The sequence below is a fragment of the Veronia pacifica genome, from assembly GCF_001707825.1.
Lineage (GTDB): Bacteria > Pseudomonadota > Gammaproteobacteria > Enterobacterales > Vibrionaceae > Veronia > Veronia pacifica.
The window spans coordinates 1-20773 of sequence record NZ_LYBM01000037.1 but is presented as its reverse complement, the minus strand read 5'-3'; the positions used below and the strand labels follow the sequence as shown (position 1 = coordinate 20773).

Genomic DNA, 20773 nt, shown 5'->3' with positions numbered 1-20773 from the left:
AAGTGATGTTACCAGCCGCACGCGCGACGGATATGCATGTATGTCCGATGCAAACACCAGCCCCCGTGCCTATTCCACATGTTGGAGGTCCAGTGTTGCCGCTGCCGACCACAGTACTGATTGGTAATATGCCTGCAGCGACAGTAGGCCAGCCTTGTATTTGTGTAGGCCCACCAGACAGTATTGCCAAAGGCAGTGCTACCGTGATGATTAACAGTAAACCTGCTGCAAGGATGGGAGATCTTACAGCTCACGGTGGAAGTATTGTCAGTGGGTTTCCGACAGTATTGATTGGTGGTTAAGAAAAGTCACAGGGAGGAAGCTTGGGCGAGAATTAATCGTCAAAGCACTCTGATGATAATGCGTAGTTAATTTGGTCGTAGTTGAATCCCCGGTATTGCAGGTAACGGATCCGCCTAGCCTGCTCTTTGAACTCAACAGCTGGTATCTGACCATCGAGATCACCATACTTGCGTAAAGCTGTCTCTCTGGCTATTTCGTACCAGTCGTATTGCGCGTTTTCCTGAGCAAGATCCAGAAAAGACATATCCACGCCTTTTTTACGCGCATCCAGACATATCCGTTGCCAGCCATGCCCTTTAGCAATTCCCTGACGCAACAAAGCCTCAGCAAAACGCTGATCGTTGAGCCAGTTATGCTCGGTGCAATAGTGAATAGCGGTTTCAATGTCTTCCGGAGGGCACTGTCGCTGCGCTAATTTCTGACGCAGCTCCAGTTCTGAATGATCGCGGCGGGACAGAAGCCCCACCGCCAATTCGCGAGCAGTTAAAGTCAGAATGCTTCTCCCTCTGCCTGCTCTTCTGCTTGATCGTCTTCAGAGGCAACTGCTGTTTGTAACAGCATATCACGCAGTGTCTTATCGATTTCCTTGGCCGTCTCAACGTTTTCTTTCAGGAATCGGCAAGCATTGGCTTTACCCTGACCAATCTTATCGCCTTTATAGCTGTACCAAGCACCCGCTTTTTCAACCAGCTTGTGCTTCACACCCAGATCAATCAACTCACCATAAAGGTTAATACCTTCACCATAAAGGATTTGGAACTCAGCCTGCTTGAATGGCGCAGCGACCTTGTTTTTAACTACTTTGACCCGGGTATCGTTACCTACCACTTCATCACCGTCTTTAATCGCACCGATACGACGGATGTCCAAACGGACAGAAGCGTAAAACTTCAGGGCGTTACCCCCTGTTGTGGTCTCAGGGTTACCAAACATGACACCAATCTTCATACGGATCTGGTTGATGAAGATCATCAGAGTATTGCTGTTTTTGATGTTGGCAGTCAGCTTACGCATTGCCTGAGACAGCATACGTGCCTGCAAACCCATGTGAGAATCACCCATCTCACCTTCGATTTCTGCTTTTGGCGTCAATGCTGCTACCGAGTCAACGATGATCACATCAACAGCGCCTGAACGCGTCAGCGCATCGGCGATTTCCAGTGCCTGCTCACCTGTATCTGGCTGAGAGACCAGTAGGTTATCAATGTCGACATTTAGCTTGCGGGCATAAACAGGATCAAGCGCGTGCTCTGCATCGATAAAAGCACAGGTTTTACCCTGCTTTTGTGCTTCAGCAACAACCTGAAGCGTCAGCGTGGTTTTACCTGAAGATTCTGGTCCATAGATTTCAACAATACGACCGTATGGCAAGCCACCAGCGCCAAGGGCAATATCCAAAGACAGAGAGCCTGTTGAAACTGTCTCAATATCCATGGTTCTGTCGTCACCAAGACGCATGATAGAACCTTTACCAAATTGTTTCTCAATCTGGCCAAGTGCTGCGGCTAACGCCTTTTGTTTGTTGTCGTCCATTTGATTCTCCAACGGATACGCTGATCGCTTGCTAGAAGATGAAATCTGAGTGTTTATGGTTTGTAAGTATACTGTCCATTTATACAGTGTCTAGCTCTGAACTTAATTTTTCTTTTCTTTCGTGTCATCGCTCTGATTTTAGTTTTGAATTTCAACCAATAATCGGCGAAGACTATGTTCTATGGTGGCCACTCTTATCTGGTGTCGATCACCAGTAAAATGCTGAGTATCAGTGATCACCTGCCCGTTTTTCAGCGCCCAGCCAAAGCAAACCATACCGACAGGCTTGTCTTTACTGCCGCCCCCGGGGCCTGCAACACCACTGACAGCAACAGCAAAGTCTGCGCCTGCCGCATCCAATGCTCCTTTAGCCATCTCGGCGACAACAGGCTCACTGACTGCACCATGTGCAGCCAGTGTTTCCAGACTAACTCCCACCATGTCTTCCTTCGCTTTGTTACTGTACGTAACAAAACCACTTTCGAACCACGCTGAGCTACCAGCGATTTCGGTCAGCACGTAAGCAATGCCTCCTCCTGTACAGGATTCAGCAGTCGTCACTGTCTGGCCGGAAGCCGCCAGATGTTTACCCAGTTCCAATGCAAGGCTTGTCAGTGTTTTCATATTCACTCCTCTCGAAATCCCGGCAGTCAGACGGATGGATACTTTACCCCATCCCCCGGATTCACGTATCCTTGATGCTCTCCAAATTTCTCTAATTTTGCAGGCCACACAGTGACAGTACAAGCATTAGCAAATCATACCCCTATGATGCAGCAGTATCTCAAGATCAAAGCTAAACATCCTGACGAATTGTTGTTTTATCGCATGGGCGACTTTTATGAGTTGTTTTTTGATGATGCTAAACGTGCATCACAGCTAATGGATATCTCACTGACCAAACGCGGCACATCAAATGGCGAACCCATTCCTATGGCTGGGGTGCCTTACCATTCAGTAGAAGGATATCTGGCAAAACTGGTACAACTGGGAGAGCCTGTCGCTATCTGCGAGCAAATTGGCGATCCGGCAACCAGCAAAGGCCCGGTTGAAAGGCAGGTTGTGCGCATCGTCACTCCCGGCACAGTGTCTGACGAAGCATTGTTAACTGAGCGGGTAGATAATCTGGTAGCCGCTGTCTTCAATAAAGGGGACAAATTCGGTTTCGCGACACTCGATATTACCTCTGGTCGATTCCTGCTTTCTGAGCCTGCAACAGAAGAAGAAATGCAGGCAGAGCTTCAACGTACCCGACCTGCAGAGTTACTTTATCCGGAGGACTTTGGTTTTCTGGAGCTGTTAGATGCGATCAAAGGCAAACGTCGACGCCCAATTTGGGAATTTGACCTCGATACTGCCCGTCAGCAGCTCACGCAACAGTTCGGCACTCGCGATCTTATTGGTTTTGGTGTCGAGGACAGCGCGCTTGGCCTCGCCGCAGCGGGCTGCCTGATTCAGTATGTCAAAGACACGCAGCGTACCGCCCTGCCCCACATACGTTCATTGGTTAAAGAAAGCAAAGAAATGTCAGTGATTCTGGATGCAGCCACGCGGCGTAATCTTGAACTGACACAGAACCTTGCTGGCGGAACAGAAAATACCCTGGCGTCAGTGCTAGACCAGACAGCAACGCCAATGGGTAGCCGCCTGTTAAAACGTTGGTTACACCAGCCCGTTAGAGATCTTGAACGCCTGAATAGCCGCTTGGATGCAATCACAGCACTCAAGGATACTGGGCTGTATACCGAGCTGGAAACTGCATTGCGCCCAATAGGCGATATGGAACGGATCCTGGCTCGCCTTGCGTTGCGTTCAGCCAGACCAAGGGATATGGCAAGACTGCGCACCGCGCTGCAACAACTGCCAGAGATTGAGTCTTTACTGGGTGAAATGGAGGATCAGGCTCTGGCACCACTCAAGCAGTCCTGTCAGCCAATGCCGGAACTTTGTGATTTGCTGGAAAGAGCCATCATTGAGGCTCCACCCGTAGTGATCCGTGATGGTGGGGTGATTGCGCCTGACTACAACGCTGAACTGGATGAATGGCGTGAGCTTGCTGATGGTGCGACCCGCTACCTTGATGAACTGGAAGAGCGTGAGCGTGACCGTCATGATATCGATACACTGAAGGTTGGATTCAATCAGGTCCACGGCTTCTATATTCAGGTGAGCCGAGGGCAGAGTCATCTGGTTCCACCTCATTATGTGCGTCGTCAAACCCTCAAGAATGCCGAACGCTACATCATTCCTGAACTGAAAGAACATGAAGACAAGGTGCTTAACTCAAAGTCCAAAGCACTGGCTTTAGAGAAAAAACTGTGGGATGAGCTGTTCGATCTGATACTGCCGCAACTTGAGACCCTACAGCGCGCAGCTGAAGCATTATCAAGCCTCGATGTGCTAGCTAATCTGGCAGAACGCGCAGAAACGCTTAACTATTGTCGGCCGATACTGAAAGAAACCCGGGGTATTGAGATCACAGCAGGCCGTCATCCGGTGGTCGAACAGGTGTTGAACGAGCCCTTCATTGCTAATCCGACGACGCTGAATCCTGAACGTCGCATGCAAATCATTACCGGCCCCAACATGGGCGGTAAATCGACCTACATGCGCCAGACTGCGTTAATCACTCTGCTGGCTCATATTGGTGCCTATGTTCCAGCCGAAGCCGTTACACTTGGTCCGGTTGACCGAATATTTACTCGTATCGGTGCATCAGATGATCTGGCTTCGGGCCGTTCAACCTTTATGGTGGAAATGACAGAGACGGCAAATATTCTTCACAACGCCACCGAAAACAGTCTGGTGTTGATGGATGAAATTGGACGTGGCACCAGCACCTATGATGGCCTTTCTCTGGCTTGGGCCAGTGCTGAATGGCTGGCAGAAAAACTTCAATCAATGACTCTGTTTGCCACCCATTATTTTGAACTCACCGAGCTGGCAGGACAAATTAAAGGCTTGGTAAACGTTCATCTGGATGCGATTGAGCATGGAGACGGCATTGCCTTTATGCATGCGGTTCAGGAAGGAGCAGCCAGTAAGTCTTACGGCCTCGCTGTTGCCGGGCTTGCAGGGGTTCCAAAGACTGTGATCAGTAGGGCGAAGAGTAAGCTACGTCAGCTAGAAGCCAGTGGCCATGAAGTGGTTACGGGCGAACACGTCCAACAAAGTGCGCAAACGCAACTGTCATTGATCCCTGAACCCAGTGAAGCTGAAACAGAACTATCAAGACTGAATCCGGACGAATTAACACCACGTCAGGCTCTTGACGCTCTCTATCGTCTGAAGGCCCTGATTTAAGATGAAGCGTTACTTTAAAGAGAGCTAACTGAAATAAAAAAAGCCCCTGTCGGGGCTTTATTCATTATTGGAGCATGCAATAAAAAGATGTGTTCACTGCTCAGCAGTAAAAAGGGATTCGATGCTCAGTCCTTCATGTGTCAGCATATCTCGTAAACGACGCAGACCTTCAACTTGAATCTGACGAACACGTTCACGGGTCAGACCTATCTCACGCCCTACATCTTCAAGTGTTGACGCTTCGTGGCCTAAGAGGCCGAAACGACGAGCCAATACTTCGCGCTGCTTAGGATTCAATTCCTGCAGCCAGTGGACGATAGTTTTCTTCATGTCTTCGTCTTGCGTGGTATTTTCCGGACCGCTTTCTTTTTCGTCAGGAATAATATCAAGCAATGCTTTCTCTGAATCTCCGCCGATTGGGTTATCAACAGAACTCATTCTCTCGTTGAGTCTCAGCATACGGTTGACGTCTTCCACCGGCTTATCAAGCTGGAAGGCTATATCTTCGGCCGTTGGCTCGTGGTCAAGCTTTTGCGCCAACTCACGTGCTGTACGCAGGTATACGTTCAACTCTTTGACAACATGAATCGGCAGACGTATGGTTCGTGTCTGGTTCATGATGGCACGTTCAATGGTTTGACGTATCCACCACGTGGCGTAAGTAGAAAATCTAAAGCCGCGCTCAGGATCGAATTTCTCAACTGCGCGTATCAAGCCGAGATTTCCCTCCTCGACCAAGTCTAACAACGCAAGACCGCGGTTTGAGTAGCGGCGTGAAATTTTCACCACTAAACGCAAGTTACTCTCAATCATTCTCTTACGCGCTGCTTCGTCTCCGCGCAGTGCACGACGAGCATACAGCACTTCTTCTTCAGCGGTAAGTAGTGGAGAATAACCAATTTCGCTCAGGTAGAGCTGAGTAGCGTCAAGTGCTTTGTTACTGGAGCTGAATGACAGTGCCTCTTCTGCAGCGGCGTCGTCAGTCGCTTCTTCTGAATCTATGGCCAACGATTCAATATCAACATCTTCATCGACAATCTCATCGACTTTTTTTGCGGTATTGTTTTGACTCATAGCGCCTCCCAAATATGGCATAGCAATAGAAGATACTTGCTCAGTCTATCGCCTTGGCAAATACCTCAGCGGGTCGACCGACTTTCCCTTGTAGCGTATCTCGAAATGTAAACGAACGGTGTTGGTACCGGAGCTTCCCATCGAGGCTATTTTTTGCCCCTTTGAAACGCTCTGCTGTTCGCGTACAAAAATGCGGTCGTTGTGAGCATATGCACTGAGAAAATCATCATTGTGCTTGATGATGATCAAATTGCCGTAACCTCTGAGGGCGTTGCCCGCGTAAACCACTTTTCCATCTGCCGACGCGGCAATATTTGAACCGCGACGCCCTGCTATATCGACCCCTTTGTTACCCAGCTCTGTACTAGAAAATTTCTCAATAACTTTTCCCGATACGGGCCAAGACCAAGAAATCTTTTTGCTGGTCGATACTTTGACTTTCTTTGCAGGGTTACTACTATTTGTTGATTTATTGTTATCAGTGTTATTTTTCTTGTTGGTTTGAATGTACTCTTTTGATTTTTTGGAATCAACTTTTTTCTTATTTTGGGATTGAGATCCGACTTTTTTTTCGGTGCGTATTTTTTATCTGAAGAGACTGTAGTAGCAGATGATGCTGCCGCGACCGTCGTTGCTTTGGCAACCGTTGTAGCAGCAGCAGAAGTAGCAACAGAGCCAGCAATAACGGGGCCTGTCGTTCCGTATTCAGGTGAACGGTATTTCTCATGCCAAAGTTGTATTTTCTGGCCGGGATAAATCGTGTAGGGCTTGCTGAGATGATTTATACGTATGATATCTTTAACATCGCGATCAGTGATATACGCTATGTAGTAGAGCGTGTCTCCCTTTCTAACTTTGTAGTAACTCCCCCGATACGTACCTCGCTTCTGATCTTTGTACTTAGAATGTAGGCCGCTGACGGGGGCTGGAGATGACAAAGTGCAACCAGTGACAAATACCAGCAAAGACAGAAAAAAAAGAATTTTGCACTTATTTGATTTTGTCACCTAATGACACTCTCCTAGGCAAGATCACCAGCGACCAAAGGAACGAATTTGACCGCCTCAATTACCTCGCTGATAAAGTCATCACCTTGTCTTACAACCTTATAGAGTGTTTGTTCGCTGTTACCGACAGGAATGATCATTATGCCTCCCTCAGCCAGTTGATTGCATAATTCAGTCGGCATACTTTCTGCTGCTGCAGTGACAATAATCGCATCAAATGGCCCTTTCGACGCCCAGCCTTGCCAACCATCACCGTGCTTAGTGGAAATATTGTATAGTTCCAACTGCTTAAAGCGCCTTTTAGCCGTCATTTGTAACTGCTTGATGCGCTCAACCGAGTAAACGGTGTCAACAAGCTGGGCCAATACACAGGTTTGATAACCTGACCCGGTGCCAATTTCAAGTACACGGCTATCGCGGTTTAGCTGCAAAAGCTCTGTCATTTTAGCCACTATGTAAGGCTGGGAAATTGTCTGGCCACATCCAATTGGCAATGCGTTATTTTGGTATGCCTGATGAGACATAGCTTCAGACACAAAGGAATGTCTGGGGAGACGAGACATAGCTTCAAGAACACGAACATCGGAAATGCCCTGCTGACTCAACAACTGAATAAGTGCGTTGTTATTCACTGACCGCTCACCTTTAATTTATTTTGTTAATCCATTGAGAGAGTGCATCGATGCTGTCATATGCTGTCAAATCCACCTGCAGAGGGGTGATCGATACCTGATGATGTTCGACAGCATGAAAGTCCGTCCCCTCTCCTGCATCTTGTGTGGGGCCGGGAGGGCCAATCCAGTATATGGGTTTTCCTCTCGGATCAGTTTCGCAAATCATATTCTCTGATCTATGCCTTGCCCCCAAACGCGTGACCTTCCATCCCGACAATTGCTCATAACGGCAATCTGGTACATTAACATTTAGGATACGATCTTTGGGAAAATTCAATTTAGAATTATGATTCAGAAGCGTTTTTACGACCTGAGCAGCAGTGGCAAAGTGTGTCTGACCGCACAAAGAGACCGCGATGGAAGGGATCCCGAGGAAAAAACCCTCAGTGGCGGCTGCCACGGTGCCGGAGTAAAGCACGTCATCGCCGAGGTTGGCACCATGATTTATTCCACTCACCACGAAATCTGGCTTTTCGTCGAGTAATTCATTGAGCGCGAAGTGAACGCAATCAGTCGGCGTACCCTCAATAGAGTGACGCTGCTTGGCGACTGAGCGGACCCGAAGCGGATTCTCCAAGGTTAAAGAATTTGACGCGCCCGACTTGTTTCGGTCTGGCGCTACCACTACCACATCGGCAATGTCTGACAGAACGTCTGCCAGAACATTAATGCCTTCTGCAAAAATTCCATCATCATTACTGATTAGAATGCGCATCCTGTTCTCCTTCTGCATCGACTATGACCTCTCTCATAACAGCGGTTGCAAAGCACCCGGCTGGCAGGAAGAAAGACAGTGTCAGCGTATCGCCTTCCTGCTCCCAACGCATGTTGTCAGGCACTAAACGTATCACGCGCCGCTCATGTCGCATCCTGTTGCCGCGTATCACTTTCAGCAGGTCAGGTTCTTTATCAATAATCTGCTGCTCGTAGCGCTGCGCATCATCCGATGTGGGCAGTGCATTGTCCCCTGTCATTGGCGCTGTAATTTGCCAGTGACCGTTAGCCATATCGCTGACCGCATCATCGATATTTTCAACAATTCGTGTGACACCCTCGCGGCTCTCAAGCAAATCACCCGTCAGCGGCATATCAAAATGCTGTTGATCAATTCGTGCGGAGACGACCTGATTAAACAAAAACGAGCGGGCAGCAGACAGATAAAAACTGCGTTTGCTTTTATCACGAACACGGAATTTGTCCTGTCCCCATTCACGGGCTGAAACGACGTTATTCCCATTACGTCCAAAACGTTGGCTGCCAAAGTAGTTTGGCACACCCTGAGCTTTGATTTTCTCTAGTCTTGATTCAACCTCATCGTCATCATTGAAATCAGATACGACGAGTGTGAATTGGTTACCAATCAAATCACCCGGGCGGAGCTTTTTGTCATGACGGGTCGTCGCAAGAATCGCATCAACGCCTTCATGTTGAGCGACAAAGCCGTCTAGATCAGGATCTTCTTTACCCGGCAGATGAACACTGAACCATTGCTCAGTCACGGCGTGGCGGTCTTTCAGGCCCGCCCAGCTGACATCTCTGGATTTGACGCCACAGGCTTTAGCAAGCTCATTGGCAACGTATTTGGTATTTTCACCTGTCTTGCGGATACGCACTAAAAAGTGCTCACCTTGCCCTGCTGGTTCAAAGCTCAGAGTTTCACTGACAAAGAAGTGCTCCGGTTTTACCTTTAACTTGCCTTTTGCAGTTGGTTTGCCGTGGAGATATGCCAGAGGGGCCATTACGTCGGTCATGCATCACCTTTTTGAAGCAACACCACGGCTTCACAGGCAATTCCTTCCTTGCGCCCCGTAAAACCCAATCGTTCGGTTGTGGTGGCTTTTACATTTACATTGGTCACAGCGGTTTCCAGATCCGCTGCAATGGTCTGACACATAGCATCAATATGGGGCGCCATTTTGGGTGCCTGTGCCATGATAGTTACGTCTACATTGCCAATCACGTAACCTTTTACCTGCACTTTTTTATATACATCACGCAACAGGTAACGACTGTCAACACCTTCCCATTCATCGCTGGTATCAGGGAAGTGACGCCCGATGTCACCAGCCGCAATCGCTCCCAGTAATGCATCACATACGGCATGAAGTACGACATCACCATCTGAATGAGCAACCAGTCCCTGCTCGTAAGGAATACTGACACCCCCGATGATAACCGGGCCTTCGCCGCCAAATTTATGGACGTCAAAACCATGTCCTATACGAATCATCTCTTTTCCTCGTTATTTACTGGCCGCATCCATTCAGAAAGCAGGCTGATGTGTAGATTGTTCAGGTTTCCCGGCCGAGCACTTCCACCAATGGAGTGTGTTGTGAAAGCTCACCGTGTTGAAAGATAGTAGGCAGCCAGATTAAGATCGTCCGGCTGAGTCACTTTAATGTTACTCGCACTGCCCTGAACCAGCTTAGGTTTCCCCCCTGCAAGTTCAATAGCTGATGCTTCATCTGTCACCAACAAGCTATTTTCTAACGCTGACTTCAGCGCATCTCTGAGCATTTCCGTTGGAAACATTTGCGGCGTCAGTGCATGCCATAGCTGCTCCCGGCAGACCGTTTCATTGATCCCGCCGTGGCTATCAGCACGCTTCATTGTGTCACGGACGGGTGCCGCCAGAATCGCACCATGCTCACTGGTGATGGCGGTATCAATTAATGCGTCCAAGTCACCATGCTGGAGGCAAGGTCTTGCGGCGTCATGTACCATGACCCACTTGGCATCACCAGCGGCAATCAACCCTGATAACACAGAATCAGCTCGCTCTTTACCGCCACTCACTACAGTTACCCGACTGTCATCCTGCAACCCTGTCTCCGCGAAATATTCATCACCGTCACTGATGGCGATGATCACGGCAACAATATCAGCGTGTTGCAGCAGGCAGTTCACTGTGTGTTCGAGGATAGTTTTATCACCGATCGTTAAATACTGTTTTGGGATGTTGGCTTGCATTCGCTTGCCAACACCTGCTGCAGGTACAACAGCAACTATGCCCGGCCTGTTGGGTGTTTGCCGTCCATCATTTGGGAGTGGTGTGTTCATTGACTGTCTTTCTTTTCAGGGGTTATTCGCTGGCAATGCGATAAAAGGTTTCACCAGGCTTAATCATCCCCAGCTCGTTTCGTGCTCGCTCTTCAATGGCTTCCTGACCACGTTTGAGATCGGCAATTTCAGCAAACATTTGCTGATTACGCTGACTGAGTTTAGCGTTGGCTTGCTCGGTAACGGCACTGTTGTCACGAATTTCGTAGTATTCGAGCAGGCCGTTTTTCCCTAACCAAAGGTGGTATTGTAGCCAGCCAACCAGACAGATGAGACAACAAGTAAGCATTCGCATGGATGAGGTATCCTGAGTAAGCCTTTTAGATTCATCTAAATATAGCCGTCAATAATCCCATATTCATGTCCCCGGTGCCAGACAAACCCCTGAGAATCGGCAAGCAAAATACACTCCGGTGCCATTTAATTACGCCTCTAGCCAGAAGAGCGCGAGTTTAACGGCGACAAAGAGCATCATAAGTCCGACAAAAATATCAATTCCTTTTCGAACTCTCGGTTGATTGAGTCTGGGAGCAAGTCGGGCAGCAGCAATGGCCAACGAAAAAAACCAGACCAAGGATGCAATCACCGCACCGACAGCAAACGCAACACGCTCATCGGGAACCAACTGTCCCCCCATTGAACCCAGCACCACAACGGTATCAAGATACACATGGGGGTTAAGAAGCGTAACAGCCAATGTTCCCAGTATCACGGCAGTAAGAGAATGGAACCCTTTGACTGACAGTGACATCTCTTCTGGCTCTGAAAATGCGCTGCGAAAAGATTGCCAAGCATAAAGGGTGACAAAAGCAATGCCACCGACAGTGACAATATTGAGGAGTAAGGGGGAGTTAGCCAGTAAAAGCCCGCCACCAAACACGCCCGTGACGATCAACACAATGTCGCAAACAGAACAAATAGCCGCTGTAAGCAGGTGATATCGGCGATTCAACCCCTGATTGAGTACGAATGCATTCTGAGCACCGATAGGGATTATCATGCTTAACCCTAATCCAAACCCTTGGGCAATAGTCAAAAAGCTCAACACTTTTTTCTCCTGATTTGTCGTAAAATCACAGACTACGCCTTGAATCCCCACCCAGTAAAACTAATAATTTTCATAAATCATTAGTTGGATTAATGACACATGAGAGGTCTGGATTACCGATGGCTGGAAGCGCTGGATCAGGTTATCGCCCATGGAGGGTTTGAGCCAGCGGCAGATAAGCTTTGTATCACTCAGTCAGCGGTCTCACAGCGGATAAAACAGCTAGAGAAACTGACAGCCCAACCCGTATTAGTACGTTCATCGCCACCCAAAGCCACGCTGGCAGGAAAAAAACTGCTGCGTCTTTATCGTCAGGTTACCTTACTTGAGAACGAGTTACTGCCCGAGTTAGCTGGCGACAGCGAGCAAGAGATGATCACCGTATCTCTGGCCACCAATGCCGACAGTCTGGCGACGTGGCTTTTACCCGCACTCGAAGATTTGATGAGACAGCAACGGATTGAGCTGGATCTGATTGTCGACAATGAGCTACTCACGCTCGACAAAATAAGAACAGGTGAAGCAATTGCTGCAATCAGCTCTGAGCCGAGTCCTCTTCCCGGTTGTCAGGCTGACTTACTGGGAATGATGGAATATATCTGCGTGTGTAGCCCGGCGTTCAAGACCCGATTTTTTGCTGATGGTATAAACTCAGCTTCTATTTCCAACGCGCCGGCGGTCATTTTCGACCAGTTCGACCCGCTCCATGCCGAGTTTCTTTACACCCATTTCAATGTGACAACAGAGGGCTGGAAGAGTCATCTGGTCCGTTCATCAGAAGCATTCATTACCATGGCAGAGTTGGGAGTGGCATATGCGTCAGTGCCTTCACTGATGGTGACCGACGCTTTAGAGAGGGGAACACTTATTAACATGTGTCCGGGCAAAACGCTTAACCGTGCGCTTTACTGGCATAGATTCAACACTGAGAGTGGGCTGCTATCCAAAGTCAGTCATGCGTGTATCAACTATGCTCAGCAGACGCTTTCTCAGGCCAAATCAGGCACAGATTGATTTAGTCTGAAAAAAAATGCATAGCGTTCGGATAAACTTCGCCTTTCCGTTGTCGAATCACTGTTGCCAATTCACTGGATGATAAAATGAAAAAGACACTTTTAGCTGCATTACTTTCCACACAATTCCTGCTCTCTCCTCTAGCATCTGCTGGTGATATGGATTTTGCCCATATTGAAACCATGGGTGTGGGTGAAGTTTCTGCTACTCCTGATATGGCGAATGTTCAGGTCGAAGTCACAACTACCGAGCGTTCAGCCAAAGAAGCAAAACAGGTCTCAGATAAAGCGGTAGCATCGCTGTTACGACGGCTAGAAAAAAATGGGGTTGAGAGAAAAGATATAGAGAGCGCCAACATTTCTCTGCAGCCGCAATACCGTTACCCAAAAGACAGTGCGCCTTTGCTGACCGGCTATCGAGCGAGCCGAACTGTTTCTATCGTCATCACTGATCTCGACAACTTGAACACTGTACTGGATGGCGCGTTAGAAGATGGCATCAACCGTATCAACAACATCTCTATGCAGGTCAGTAATCTCACAGCATTAAAAGAAAAAGCGAGAGAAGCAGCCATTAAAGATGCGATTGCAAAAGGCGAATCGCTGGCGAAAGGATTTGGGCAAAAAGTAAAAGGCGTATACAAAATCCGTTACTTTGACAGCTCACCAGCGTATCCAATGGAAACCCGTATGCTTGCGATGTCGGCTGATAACCGTGTCGATGAGAGTTACAAAGGGGGACAAGTCAAGGTAGAGGACAGAGTGGAAGTTATCTTTAAGATATCTGAGGACTAATCCACGTTATATAGCCCTGTAAAAGACAAAGGCCGCATGACTATTATCGTCGCGGCCTTTTTTGTATTGGATTCCAGAATACTCTGTCAGAAAAACAACCTGTTTTAGTGAAGAATACGAGCCCGGATAGTCCCCTCAATGGCTTTCATTTTTTGCAGAGCCTGCTCGGCATATTCCGTCTCAACATCCACGACCACGTAGCCAATATCCGCTGTAGTTTGGAGATACTGAGCGGCGATATTGATGCCATCCTCAGCAAAAATAGTATTGAGTTTGGTCAAAATCCCCGGGCGGTTTTCGTGAATATGAAGTAACCGCGATGTGCCTGAGTGGCCGGGCAATGACGCCTCAGGGAAATTGACGGCAGACAGGGTTGAACCATTATCCGAGTATTTTGCCAGCTTGCCCGCCACTTCAATACCGATGTTTTGTTGTGCTTCCTGTGTCGAACCGCCGATATGAGGTGTCAGGATCACATTGTCAAAAGCGCGTAATGGAGACTCAAAAGGGTCTTTGTTGGTTTTTGGTTCAACAGGGAAAACATCGATAGCCGCTCCGGCAAGATGGCCGCTCTCCATTGCACCACAAAGAGCATTAATGTCTACCACAGTGCCGCGTGATGCATTGATGAAAATAGAGCCCGGTTTCATGCGCGAAAACTCTTCAGCACCCATCATTTCTTGTGTGCTGTCTGTTTCCGGGACATGCAGTGAAATCACGTCGCTTTTATTGAGCAACTCAGACATTGAGTGAACCTGCTCAGCATTACCAAGTGTCAGTTTATTCTCAATATCGTAGAAATAAACCCGCATCCCCAGATTCTCTGCCAAGATTCCCAATTGGGTACCGATATGACCATATCCGATAATACCAAGGTTCTTACCCCGGGCTTCAAATGAATGATCGGCAGACTTGAACCACTCTCCACGATGCGCTTTCGCATTTTTTTCTGGGATACCGCGCAGCAGTAACAGGATCTCACCGAGCACCAGCTCTGCAACACTTCGGGTATTGGAGAAAGGCGCATTGAATACAGGAATACCGCGTTTAGCCGCTGCATCAAGATCAACCTGATTGGTGCCAATACAGAAGCATCCAACAGCCACTAGCTTTTTAGCGCTGGCAAATACAGATTCCGTCAGTTGGGTACGTGAACGAATACCGACAAAGTGTGCATCCTCAATAGCCTCCTCCAGTTCCTTACCGGAGAGGGAGCCTTTGTGATATTCGATATTGGTATAACCAGCACTTTGAAGGGTTTCCAGGGCGCTCGGGTGGACGCCTTCCAGAAGAAGGATCTTAATTTTGTCTTTCTCCAGAGATATCTTTGCCATGGGGGTTCTTGTCCTTAAAAACTAACGGGAAATCATAATTCTCTTGCTCTTTTTTTAAATGTTTGAGCAAATTTAATGCTTAAGTTAACAAAAACTAATCGTAATGGGTAAGAAATTTGCGTCATTAGTCATAAAAAAACGGTACCTCTGAGGCACCGTTAAGTCTATGAGTTTCTTGATGCGCAAACGTTTGGCTAAAAACCTAAACATTTGTTTTCACCGAGTAGAAGAGTAAATATCGGTTAAATCAATATTTTTTTATACCTTCAGGCGTACCTAAAATCACAGCGTCTGCGCCACGATTAGCAAAAAGACCGACAGTAACCACACCCGCAATGGCGTTAATTTTATCTTCTAACTCTTTTGCGTCGGTAATTTTAAGGCTGTGAACATCAATAATAATATTGCCGTTATCGGTGACTACGCCTTCGCGATAGCATGGGTCGCCGCCCAATTTAACCAGTTCACGCCCCACATAAGAGCGGGCCATAGGAATCACTTCAACAGGTAATGGAAACTCACCCAACACGTCTACCCGTTTGGTGTGATCGACAATACAGATGAACTCTTTGGCGATCGCGGCAACGATTTTTTCACGGGTCAGTGCTGCACCACCACCTTTGATCATTTCATTGTTGGCGTTAATTTCGTCTGCGCCATCTACATAGACATCAAGGCTGCCAACTTCATTAGCATCAAAGACTTTGATACCAATTTTTTCCAGACGCTCGGTAGAAGCGACAGAACTCGACACTGCGCCTTCGATGTCGTCTTTCATTGTCTCTAGCGCATCGATAAAATAATTGACTGTAGAGCCAGTTCCCACACCGACAATACTTCCGGGTTTTACGAAATCCAATGCCGCCCATCCGGCTGCTTTTTTCATTTCATCCTGTGTCATTTTGCGTCTCCTGCAATATACCCTGACTGGCGCAGAGTATACCCTTAGCCGAAACGTGGGTCAGCCACTAATACGGTGAGTTAACAGTGTTTTGACCTTCACCATTGCCAGTGGCGTGATGGTGTCAGGATATGCGGCAAAGGAATATCCCATGCTTCGACAGGGAGTTTTTCGACCTGCTGGCAATCATGAGCAAGCCCAATAGCGAGCGTATTTAGCGGGGTGGCTGCCAGTGTTCTGTCGTAATATCCGCCGCCCATTCCCAACCGTTGACCAGCGTCATCAAACGCCACCAAAGGCGTACAGATAACGTCGATTGTATCTATCGGACACACTCGCCTTACATCTAAAACTGGCTCAGGGATGCCATATCCATTCACTGCCATGGCTGTATCAGGGGTATATTTGAGGAATAAAAGGTGACCTGAGCTGAACGGATGCAGCACGGGAAGACACACTTCTTTGCCCTGTTTCCAGCAAGCTTCAATCAATGGCTGAGTATTTATCTCTCCATCGACAGACAGATAAAGAGCGACTTTGTTTGCTGCCTCTATTTCGGGAGCAACAATAAATTTAGCCAATAAACAATTGGCAGCATGTTGCTGTTCATCGACCGTCAAGGCACGTCGTGCTTGGCGAATATGTTTGCGGATGGTTTGTCTTTGCTGGTGTTTCTCAGGAGAGGGGCTCATTCGGCTTTCCTTGCCGCTGCGGTAAACACCGCTGAATGTGAGGGGCCCCGGAGTGCCGTTGGGATCGTCAGCCCTTGAACCCTGCGGTTCAAGGCGGATAAGAAGAATAAACCGTAGGCTTCTCGGTACGAGCCGAGCTTGCTCAATAGCTTATAACAACTCATCCTTAGGTTTGCTTATCGGCTCAGGGACGTGGATCCGCTGACAAACACTCCAGGGTCAAATTGGTTTTCGCCGTTAGGCTTGTTGGGCACTATGCTTTTCAAGCGCCGCTTGGATAGACTGCTGAAGCATGTCAATGCGCTGCTCCATCAGTGATTTATCTGTTTCAGTTTTCTCACGCTCTGCATGAAGCTCGTAACACACATTGAGTGCTGCGATGGTCAGCAGTTGCTCTGTATTGGTTACTTTAGTGCGCTCAGACAATTCATGCAACCGTTGATCGAAGTCTTCTGCCGCCGTTTGCAATGCCTTCTCCTGACCATCCGGGCAGTTTACACGCATCACCTTACCAAGAATTTTAATTTCAACAGCTTGAGTAGTCATATTCTTTGTGAGCTCCATTCAGAACGCGTTGTCGCACTCTGACGCAACAGCCGCAACTATAAGAAAAGCATGGGTAAACTTCAAGTTTATCCTACACCACAACGTCTCACGATGCGTTAACCAGTCGAAAAGCCATCAATGTGATGAAAATCAGAACAAATGTTCTCTCATTTTCAGAGAAGGTGACCATTTTCACTCAAATTACACGAAACGGAGTAGTAAAAAGTTATCTCGTGTCGCTGCACACATTACTACTTGAACATCTTTTAACCATGACGTGGCCAATCATACCCTCTCCCTCTGGCGCGTTTTAGGGATGATTACAAAACTGCGCATTGAGAGCGGCAAAAACGTATCGCCAAGTACAACCCACCCTAGTCATTTTTCGAGGAAGTGGTAGCATTGGCACCACTATTTTCAGCTTGAAAGGTAACACCCTTGACTGACACCACTCTACCTCAATATGACACCCTGAAGACCACTTTGACAGCCAGCAGCCTCTCAGTGACGCCAGCAGAACTTCACGGCCTGTTATCTGGCATGATGTCAGCTGGCTTGGATGCAGATCAAGGAACCTGGATGCCTATGCTGTATGATTTTACTAACGAAGGCATGGCATGGCCGAATGAGGCGAAACTACTTGCTTCCCAATGTCTGACTATTATCAAGGAACAGCTGACATCAGACGATCTGTCGTTCTCACTGCTGGTTCCTGCAGAAGAAAGTGATCTCATTGACCGTGCTGATGCGTTAAGTGAATGGATAAACTGCTATATCGCTGGCATTGGCCTGATGAACATCAAACAGAAAGATCTCGACAGTGATGTGAAAGAAGCACTCAGCGATTTGTCGGAAATTGCGCAGCTTGGCGTTGATGAAGATGATGATATGGAAGAGCAGAGTGAGCTGTTCGAGCAGGTTTTTGAACACGTCAGAGTGTGTGCAATGACCATCCATGCTGTTCTCGGTATGCGTAAACCCACTGAAACAAAGAAAACACTGCATTAATTTAGGAGCGACCATAGTCATGGCAAACACGCAGGATGAAACATTGTTTGACCTTGTGATCGCAGGCGTGCCATGGCAGGAGCCACACTTGCTCTGGCGGTTGATACCCTGACAGGTGGCCGGGCTAAGATTGCAATTGTTGAAGCTGCAGAACCCGATGATAACCATCCCGGGTATGATGCCAGATGTATTGCTATTGCCTATGGCAGTTGCCAGATACTGAAAGAATTCGGTCTCTGGTCAACGCTCGCCAGCAATGCTTCTCCAATCCAGCATATCCATATCAGTGACCGCGGCCACTTTGGCCAGACTGCCTTCAGCGCCAGTCATCAAGGGCTTCCCTACCTTGGCAATGTGATTGAGCTTACTGACGCAGGGCAGTTTTTTCATCAGGCGCTATCATCACGCCCTGCTATCTCGGTATTCTGTCCGTCCAGTGTCAGCTCGATTGAGAGATCGATAGATTCAGTCAGTATTACTCTTTGCGACGGCAGGAAGCTCTCCAGCAAACTCATGGTGGCAGCCGACGGCGCTGTCTCTGCCTGCTGTGACATGGTGGGATTGTCTCGTCATCAACACGATTTCAATCAGGTAGCAATAATTGCCAATGTCTCAACAGAGCTACCTCATCAGGGAGAAGCTTTCGAGCGATTCACTCCTTACGGTCCAGTTGCCTTGTTACCTATGACAAGAGGGCGCAGCTCGCTGGTGTGGTGCGTGCCTCCTGACAAGCTGGAAGAGACTATGGCACTGTCAGATAGAGCATTTTTGTCATGTTTGCAGTCAGCCTTTGGCTGGCGTCTCGGTAAACTTACCGAGGTGGGACAACGCCACAGTTACCCTCTTATCCTGCGTCAGGCTGAACAGATTATCAGCCATCGTTTTGCTGTGGTTGGCAACGCTGCACAGGCTCTACACCCGATTGCCGGTCAAGGCTTCAACCTTGGCTTACGCGATGTGGCAACACTGGCGGACGAAATTGCAACTCGGCTCAACAATGATCAGGACTGCGGTGATATGACAGTGTTGCAGGGCTATCGCAAACGCAGGGAAACCGACCGTGATAAGACCGTGATGATCACATCCGGCCTGGTCAAAGGGTTTTCTAACCATTCAGGGCTGTTGGCTCTGGTTCGCAATCTGGGACTCAATGCGATGACAGCCTTCCCGGCTTTGAAAAGTCCGCTGCTGAAACAAACAATGGGACTGGTGAAAAGATAATGAAAATGACAAATGTAGATATCGCCATCTCCGGCGGCGGCATGGTGGGGCTAACACTGGCTGCCGCTCTTGCTGACAGCGACCTTCGAATCGCCATCATCGAAGGCCATGAACCAAGCGCGACAATGCCAGAACAACATGATCTCAGGGTCTCAGCACTCAGCAGGGCAAGCGAACGGATTTTGCGGTCCGTGGACGCATGGTCAGGCATCGAAACCAGACGCATGAGCCCATATCAAAAAATGGATGTCTGGGAGCAGGACAGCTTTGCTGCCATTGATTTCGATGCGTCTGCCATGGGACAACCCAACCTCGGCTACATTGTTGAGAATCAGGTGATTCAGATGGCGCTGTGGGAAAAAGTATCGCAACAGGACAACGTTGAACTCTTTTGCCCTGATACGTGCAGCAATATCATGTTTGGCGAAACAGAAGCGTTTCTGACTCTGAGTTCCGGCCAGTCTCTCACAGCAAAATTAGTGGTCGGGGCTGACGGTGCTAATTCTTGGCTGCGAAACCAACTCTCGATTCCACTGACGCACTGGGACTACGGGCACAGTGCACTGGTGGCGAATATTCGCACAGAAGAGCCACATCAAGGTGTTGCACGACAAATTTTCACCCCCGACGGGCCATTAGCCTTTCTGCCCCTGTCTGATCCTCATCTGTGCTCTATTGTCTGGTCGCAACCGCCTGAGAGTGCAGATGCCAGATGTGAAATAGACGATGACGCTTTCGATCGTGAGCTGACAGCGGCTTTTGATTGTCGTCTGGGACTGTGTCACGTTGAAAGCGAACGACGGGCTTTCCCTTTAAAAATGCGCTATGCCAGAGACTTTGTGCGCAGTCGCGTCGCCTTGATCGGTGACGCAGCACACACTATCCACCCACTGGCAGGTCAGGGCGTCAATCTTGGCTTGTTAGATGCTGTCGCACTGGCACAGGAAATTGAGCGCTTACACAATGTTGGAAAGGATTTTGGTGACAAAGCCAATTTGAGGCCTTTTGAGCGCTGGCGGAAAACGGAAGCCGCTCAGATGATTGCCGCTATGCAAGGATTCCGTGATTTGTTTTCCGGTGAGCATCCAATGAAAAAGTTGTTCCGGGGTATAGGTATGGCTGCAGCATCTGTATTACCGGGTGTTAAAGATGTATTCATTCGTCGCGCCCTTGGTCTGACCGGTGACTTACCAGAACTGGCAAAGCCCGAAAGAAGCTAAGCGTCGTATCTCCCCGCTTCATTCATAAAAAAACGGCTCCA

Annotated in this window: 21 protein-coding genes, 1 other RNA gene and 2 pseudogenes; 7 read left to right on the top strand and 17 right to left on the bottom strand. The window is 48.4% G+C overall.

Features of this window, described 5'->3' with window-relative positions; all coding sequences use genetic code 11:
- Nucleotides 1-5 precede the first annotated feature (5 nt).
- Nucleotides 6-302, top strand: a complete 297-nt coding sequence (locus A8L45_RS17365) for a PAAR domain-containing protein (RefSeq protein WP_068904597.1) — start codon at nucleotides 6-8, stop codon at nucleotides 300-302.
- A gap of 32 nt (nucleotides 303-334) precedes the next feature.
- Here the strand turns inward: A8L45_RS17365 and A8L45_RS17360 are convergent, their stop codons facing one another.
- The 3 genes from A8L45_RS17360 to pncC all read right to left on the bottom strand — a co-directional run bounded on the left by A8L45_RS17360 (nucleotide 335) and on the right by pncC (nucleotide 2460).
- Nucleotides 335-775: a regulatory protein RecX gene (locus tag A8L45_RS17360; protein WP_390335928.1), complete on the bottom strand. Its 441-nt coding sequence runs from the start codon at nucleotides 773-775 to the stop codon at nucleotides 335-337.
- A 17-nt stretch (nucleotides 776-792) separates the two neighbouring features.
- The gene (gene recA / locus A8L45_RS17355) at nucleotides 793-1836 is read right to left on the bottom strand and encodes a recombinase RecA (RefSeq protein WP_068904593.1); all 1044 of its coding nucleotides are present in this window, start codon (nucleotides 1834-1836) and stop codon (nucleotides 793-795) included.
- 138 nt (nucleotides 1837-1974) lie between these two features.
- Nucleotides 1975-2460 carry a nicotinamide-nucleotide amidase gene (pncC, locus tag A8L45_RS17350; protein WP_068904591.1) on the bottom strand — a complete coding sequence of 162 codons (486 nt, stop codon included), beginning with the start codon at nucleotides 2458-2460 and terminating at the stop codon, nucleotides 1975-1977.
- Between the two features lie 144 nt (nucleotides 2461-2604).
- Here pncC and mutS point away from each other — a divergent pair, with 144 nt between their 5' ends.
- A complete protein-coding gene (mutS, locus tag A8L45_RS17345; RefSeq protein WP_175402014.1) occupies nucleotides 2605-5139 on the top strand; it encodes a DNA mismatch repair protein MutS in 2535 nt (844 codons plus the stop codon).
- 93 nt (nucleotides 5140-5232) lie between these two features.
- Here mutS and rpoS read toward each other — a convergent pair whose 3' ends face one another.
- The 9 genes and pseudogenes from rpoS to A8L45_RS17300 form a co-directional block, all read right to left on the bottom strand.
- On the bottom strand, nucleotides 5233-6213 hold the full coding sequence (gene rpoS, locus A8L45_RS17340; RefSeq protein WP_068904587.1) for an RNA polymerase sigma factor RpoS: 981 nt from the start codon (nucleotides 6211-6213) through the stop codon (nucleotides 5233-5235).
- Between the two features lie 45 nt (nucleotides 6214-6258).
- Nucleotides 6259-7220, bottom strand: a pseudogene (gene nlpD, locus A8L45_RS17335) (murein hydrolase activator NlpD).
- A 14-nt stretch (nucleotides 7221-7234) separates the two neighbouring features.
- Nucleotides 7235-7852: a protein-L-isoaspartate(D-aspartate) O-methyltransferase gene (locus A8L45_RS17330; RefSeq protein ID WP_068904585.1), complete on the bottom strand. Its 618-nt coding sequence runs from the start codon at nucleotides 7850-7852 to the stop codon at nucleotides 7235-7237.
- Nucleotides 7853-7865: 13 nt separating this feature from the next.
- Nucleotides 7866-8609, bottom strand: a complete 744-nt coding sequence (gene surE, locus A8L45_RS17325; protein ID WP_068904655.1) for a 5'/3'-nucleotidase SurE — start codon at nucleotides 8607-8609, stop codon at nucleotides 7866-7868.
- Nucleotides 8590-9645, bottom strand: coding sequence for a tRNA pseudouridine(13) synthase TruD (gene truD, locus A8L45_RS17320; RefSeq protein ID WP_068904583.1), 1056 nt, complete (start codon nucleotides 9643-9645; stop codon nucleotides 8590-8592). The genes surE and truD overlap by 20 nt, the downstream gene beginning before the upstream one ends.
- Nucleotides 9642-10124 carry a 2-C-methyl-D-erythritol 2,4-cyclodiphosphate synthase gene (gene ispF, locus A8L45_RS17315; RefSeq protein ID WP_068904581.1) on the bottom strand — a complete coding sequence of 161 codons (483 nt, stop codon included), beginning with the start codon at nucleotides 10122-10124 and terminating at the stop codon, nucleotides 9642-9644. Before ispF ends, truD begins: the two co-directional genes overlap by 4 nt.
- 110 nt (nucleotides 10125-10234) lie before the next feature.
- Complete coding sequence (gene ispD / locus A8L45_RS17310) at nucleotides 10235-10954, bottom strand: 2-C-methyl-D-erythritol 4-phosphate cytidylyltransferase (RefSeq protein ID WP_068904579.1); 720 nt, start codon at nucleotides 10952-10954, stop codon at nucleotides 10235-10237.
- Nucleotides 10955-10976: 22 nt separating this feature from the next.
- Nucleotides 10977-11249, bottom strand: coding sequence for a cell division protein FtsB (ftsB, locus tag A8L45_RS17305; protein ID WP_068904576.1), 273 nt, complete (start codon nucleotides 11247-11249; stop codon nucleotides 10977-10979).
- Nucleotides 11250-11378: 129 nt separating this feature from the next.
- Nucleotides 11379-11999 carry a LysE/ArgO family amino acid transporter gene (locus A8L45_RS17300; RefSeq protein ID WP_068904654.1) on the bottom strand — a complete coding sequence of 207 codons (621 nt, stop codon included), beginning with the start codon at nucleotides 11997-11999 and terminating at the stop codon, nucleotides 11379-11381.
- Nucleotides 12000-12101: 102 nt separating this feature from the next.
- Between A8L45_RS17300 and A8L45_RS17295 the strand changes: the two genes are divergently transcribed.
- Complete coding sequence (locus A8L45_RS17295; RefSeq protein WP_068904575.1) at nucleotides 12102-13016, top strand: LysR family transcriptional regulator ArgP; 915 nt, start codon at nucleotides 12102-12104, stop codon at nucleotides 13014-13016.
- A gap of 86 nt (nucleotides 13017-13102) precedes the next feature.
- The gene (locus A8L45_RS17290) at nucleotides 13103-13810 is read left to right on the top strand and encodes an oxidative stress defense protein (protein WP_068904572.1); all 708 of its coding nucleotides are present in this window, start codon (nucleotides 13103-13105) and stop codon (nucleotides 13808-13810) included.
- Nucleotides 13811-13914: 104 nt separating this feature from the next.
- On the opposite strand, the gene serA is transcribed toward A8L45_RS17290, so the two are convergent.
- From serA to zapA, 5 genes are all read right to left on the bottom strand, one after another.
- Nucleotides 13915-15144 carry a phosphoglycerate dehydrogenase gene (gene serA, locus A8L45_RS17285; RefSeq protein WP_068904570.1) on the bottom strand — a complete coding sequence of 410 codons (1230 nt, stop codon included), beginning with the start codon at nucleotides 15142-15144 and terminating at the stop codon, nucleotides 13915-13917.
- Nucleotides 15145-15391: 247 nt separating this feature from the next.
- Nucleotides 15392-16045, bottom strand: coding sequence for a ribose-5-phosphate isomerase RpiA (gene rpiA / locus A8L45_RS17280; RefSeq protein WP_068904568.1), 654 nt, complete (start codon nucleotides 16043-16045; stop codon nucleotides 15392-15394).
- Between the two features lie 98 nt (nucleotides 16046-16143).
- Nucleotides 16144-16737, bottom strand: coding sequence for a 5-formyltetrahydrofolate cyclo-ligase (locus tag A8L45_RS17275; RefSeq protein ID WP_068904566.1), 594 nt, complete (start codon nucleotides 16735-16737; stop codon nucleotides 16144-16146).
- A 40-nt stretch (nucleotides 16738-16777) separates the two neighbouring features.
- A non-coding RNA gene (gene ssrS / locus A8L45_RS17270) (6S RNA) lies at nucleotides 16778-16960 on the bottom strand.
- Nucleotides 16961-16974: 14 nt separating this feature from the next.
- Nucleotides 16975-17283, bottom strand: coding sequence for a cell division protein ZapA (gene zapA, locus A8L45_RS17265; protein WP_068904564.1), 309 nt, complete (start codon nucleotides 17281-17283; stop codon nucleotides 16975-16977).
- 438 nt (nucleotides 17284-17721) lie between these two features.
- Between zapA and A8L45_RS17260 the strand changes: the two genes are divergently transcribed.
- From A8L45_RS17260 to A8L45_RS17250, 3 genes and pseudogenes are all read left to right on the top strand, one after another.
- A complete protein-coding gene (locus A8L45_RS17260; protein WP_068904562.1) occupies nucleotides 17722-18291 on the top strand; it encodes a YecA/YgfB family protein in 570 nt (189 codons plus the stop codon).
- A 19-nt stretch (nucleotides 18292-18310) separates the two neighbouring features.
- Nucleotides 18311-19512, top strand: a pseudogene (gene ubiH, locus A8L45_RS17255) (2-octaprenyl-6-methoxyphenyl hydroxylase).
- On the top strand, nucleotides 19512-20732 hold the full coding sequence (locus A8L45_RS17250) for an FAD-dependent 2-octaprenylphenol hydroxylase (protein ID WP_068904560.1): 1221 nt from the start codon (nucleotides 19512-19514) through the stop codon (nucleotides 20730-20732). Before ubiH ends, A8L45_RS17250 begins: the two are co-directional and overlap by 1 nt.
- Nucleotides 20733-20773 lie beyond the last annotated feature (41 nt).

Coding starts and splice junctions, on each gene's coding strand:
- A8L45_RS17365 (WP_068904597.1), top strand. CDS start 6: ATGTTACCAGCCGCACGCGCGACGGATATGCATGTATGTCCGATGCAA.
- recA (WP_068904593.1), bottom strand. CDS start 1,836: ATGGACGACAACAAACAAAAGGCGTTAGCCGCAGCACTTGGCCAGATT.
- pncC (WP_068904591.1), bottom strand. CDS start 2,460: ATGAAAACACTGACAAGCCTTGCATTGGAACTGGGTAAACATCTGGCG.
- mutS (WP_175402014.1), top strand. CDS start 2,605: ATGATGCAGCAGTATCTCAAGATCAAAGCTAAACATCCTGACGAATTG.
- rpoS (WP_068904587.1), bottom strand. CDS start 6,213: ATGAGTCAAAACAATACCGCAAAAAAAGTCGATGAGATTGTCGATGAA.
- surE (WP_068904655.1), bottom strand. CDS start 8,609: ATGCGCATTCTAATCAGTAATGATGATGGAATTTTTGCAGAAGGCATT.
- truD (WP_068904583.1), bottom strand. CDS start 9,645: ATGACCGACGTAATGGCCCCTCTGGCATATCTCCACGGCAAACCAACT.
- ispF (WP_068904581.1), bottom strand. CDS start 10,124: ATGATTCGTATAGGACATGGTTTTGACGTCCATAAATTTGGCGGCGAA.
- ispD (WP_068904579.1), bottom strand. CDS start 10,954: ATGAACACACCACTCCCAAATGATGGACGGCAAACACCCAACAGGCCG.
- ftsB (WP_068904576.1), bottom strand. CDS start 11,249: ATGCGAATGCTTACTTGTTGTCTCATCTGTCTGGTTGGCTGGCTACAA.
- A8L45_RS17295 (WP_068904575.1), top strand. CDS start 12,102: ATGAGAGGTCTGGATTACCGATGGCTGGAAGCGCTGGATCAGGTTATC.
- A8L45_RS17290 (WP_068904572.1), top strand. CDS start 13,103: ATGAAAAAGACACTTTTAGCTGCATTACTTTCCACACAATTCCTGCTC.
- serA (WP_068904570.1), bottom strand. CDS start 15,144: ATGGCAAAGATATCTCTGGAGAAAGACAAAATTAAGATCCTTCTTCTG.
- rpiA (WP_068904568.1), bottom strand. CDS start 16,045: ATGACACAGGATGAAATGAAAAAAGCAGCCGGATGGGCGGCATTGGAT.
- A8L45_RS17275 (WP_068904566.1), bottom strand. CDS start 16,737: ATGAGCCCCTCTCCTGAGAAACACCAGCAAAGACAAACCATCCGCAAA.
- zapA (WP_068904564.1), bottom strand. CDS start 17,283: ATGACTACTCAAGCTGTTGAAATTAAAATTCTTGGTAAGGTGATGCGT.
- A8L45_RS17250 (WP_068904560.1), top strand. CDS start 19,512: ATGAAAATGACAAATGTAGATATCGCCATCTCCGGCGGCGGCATGGTG.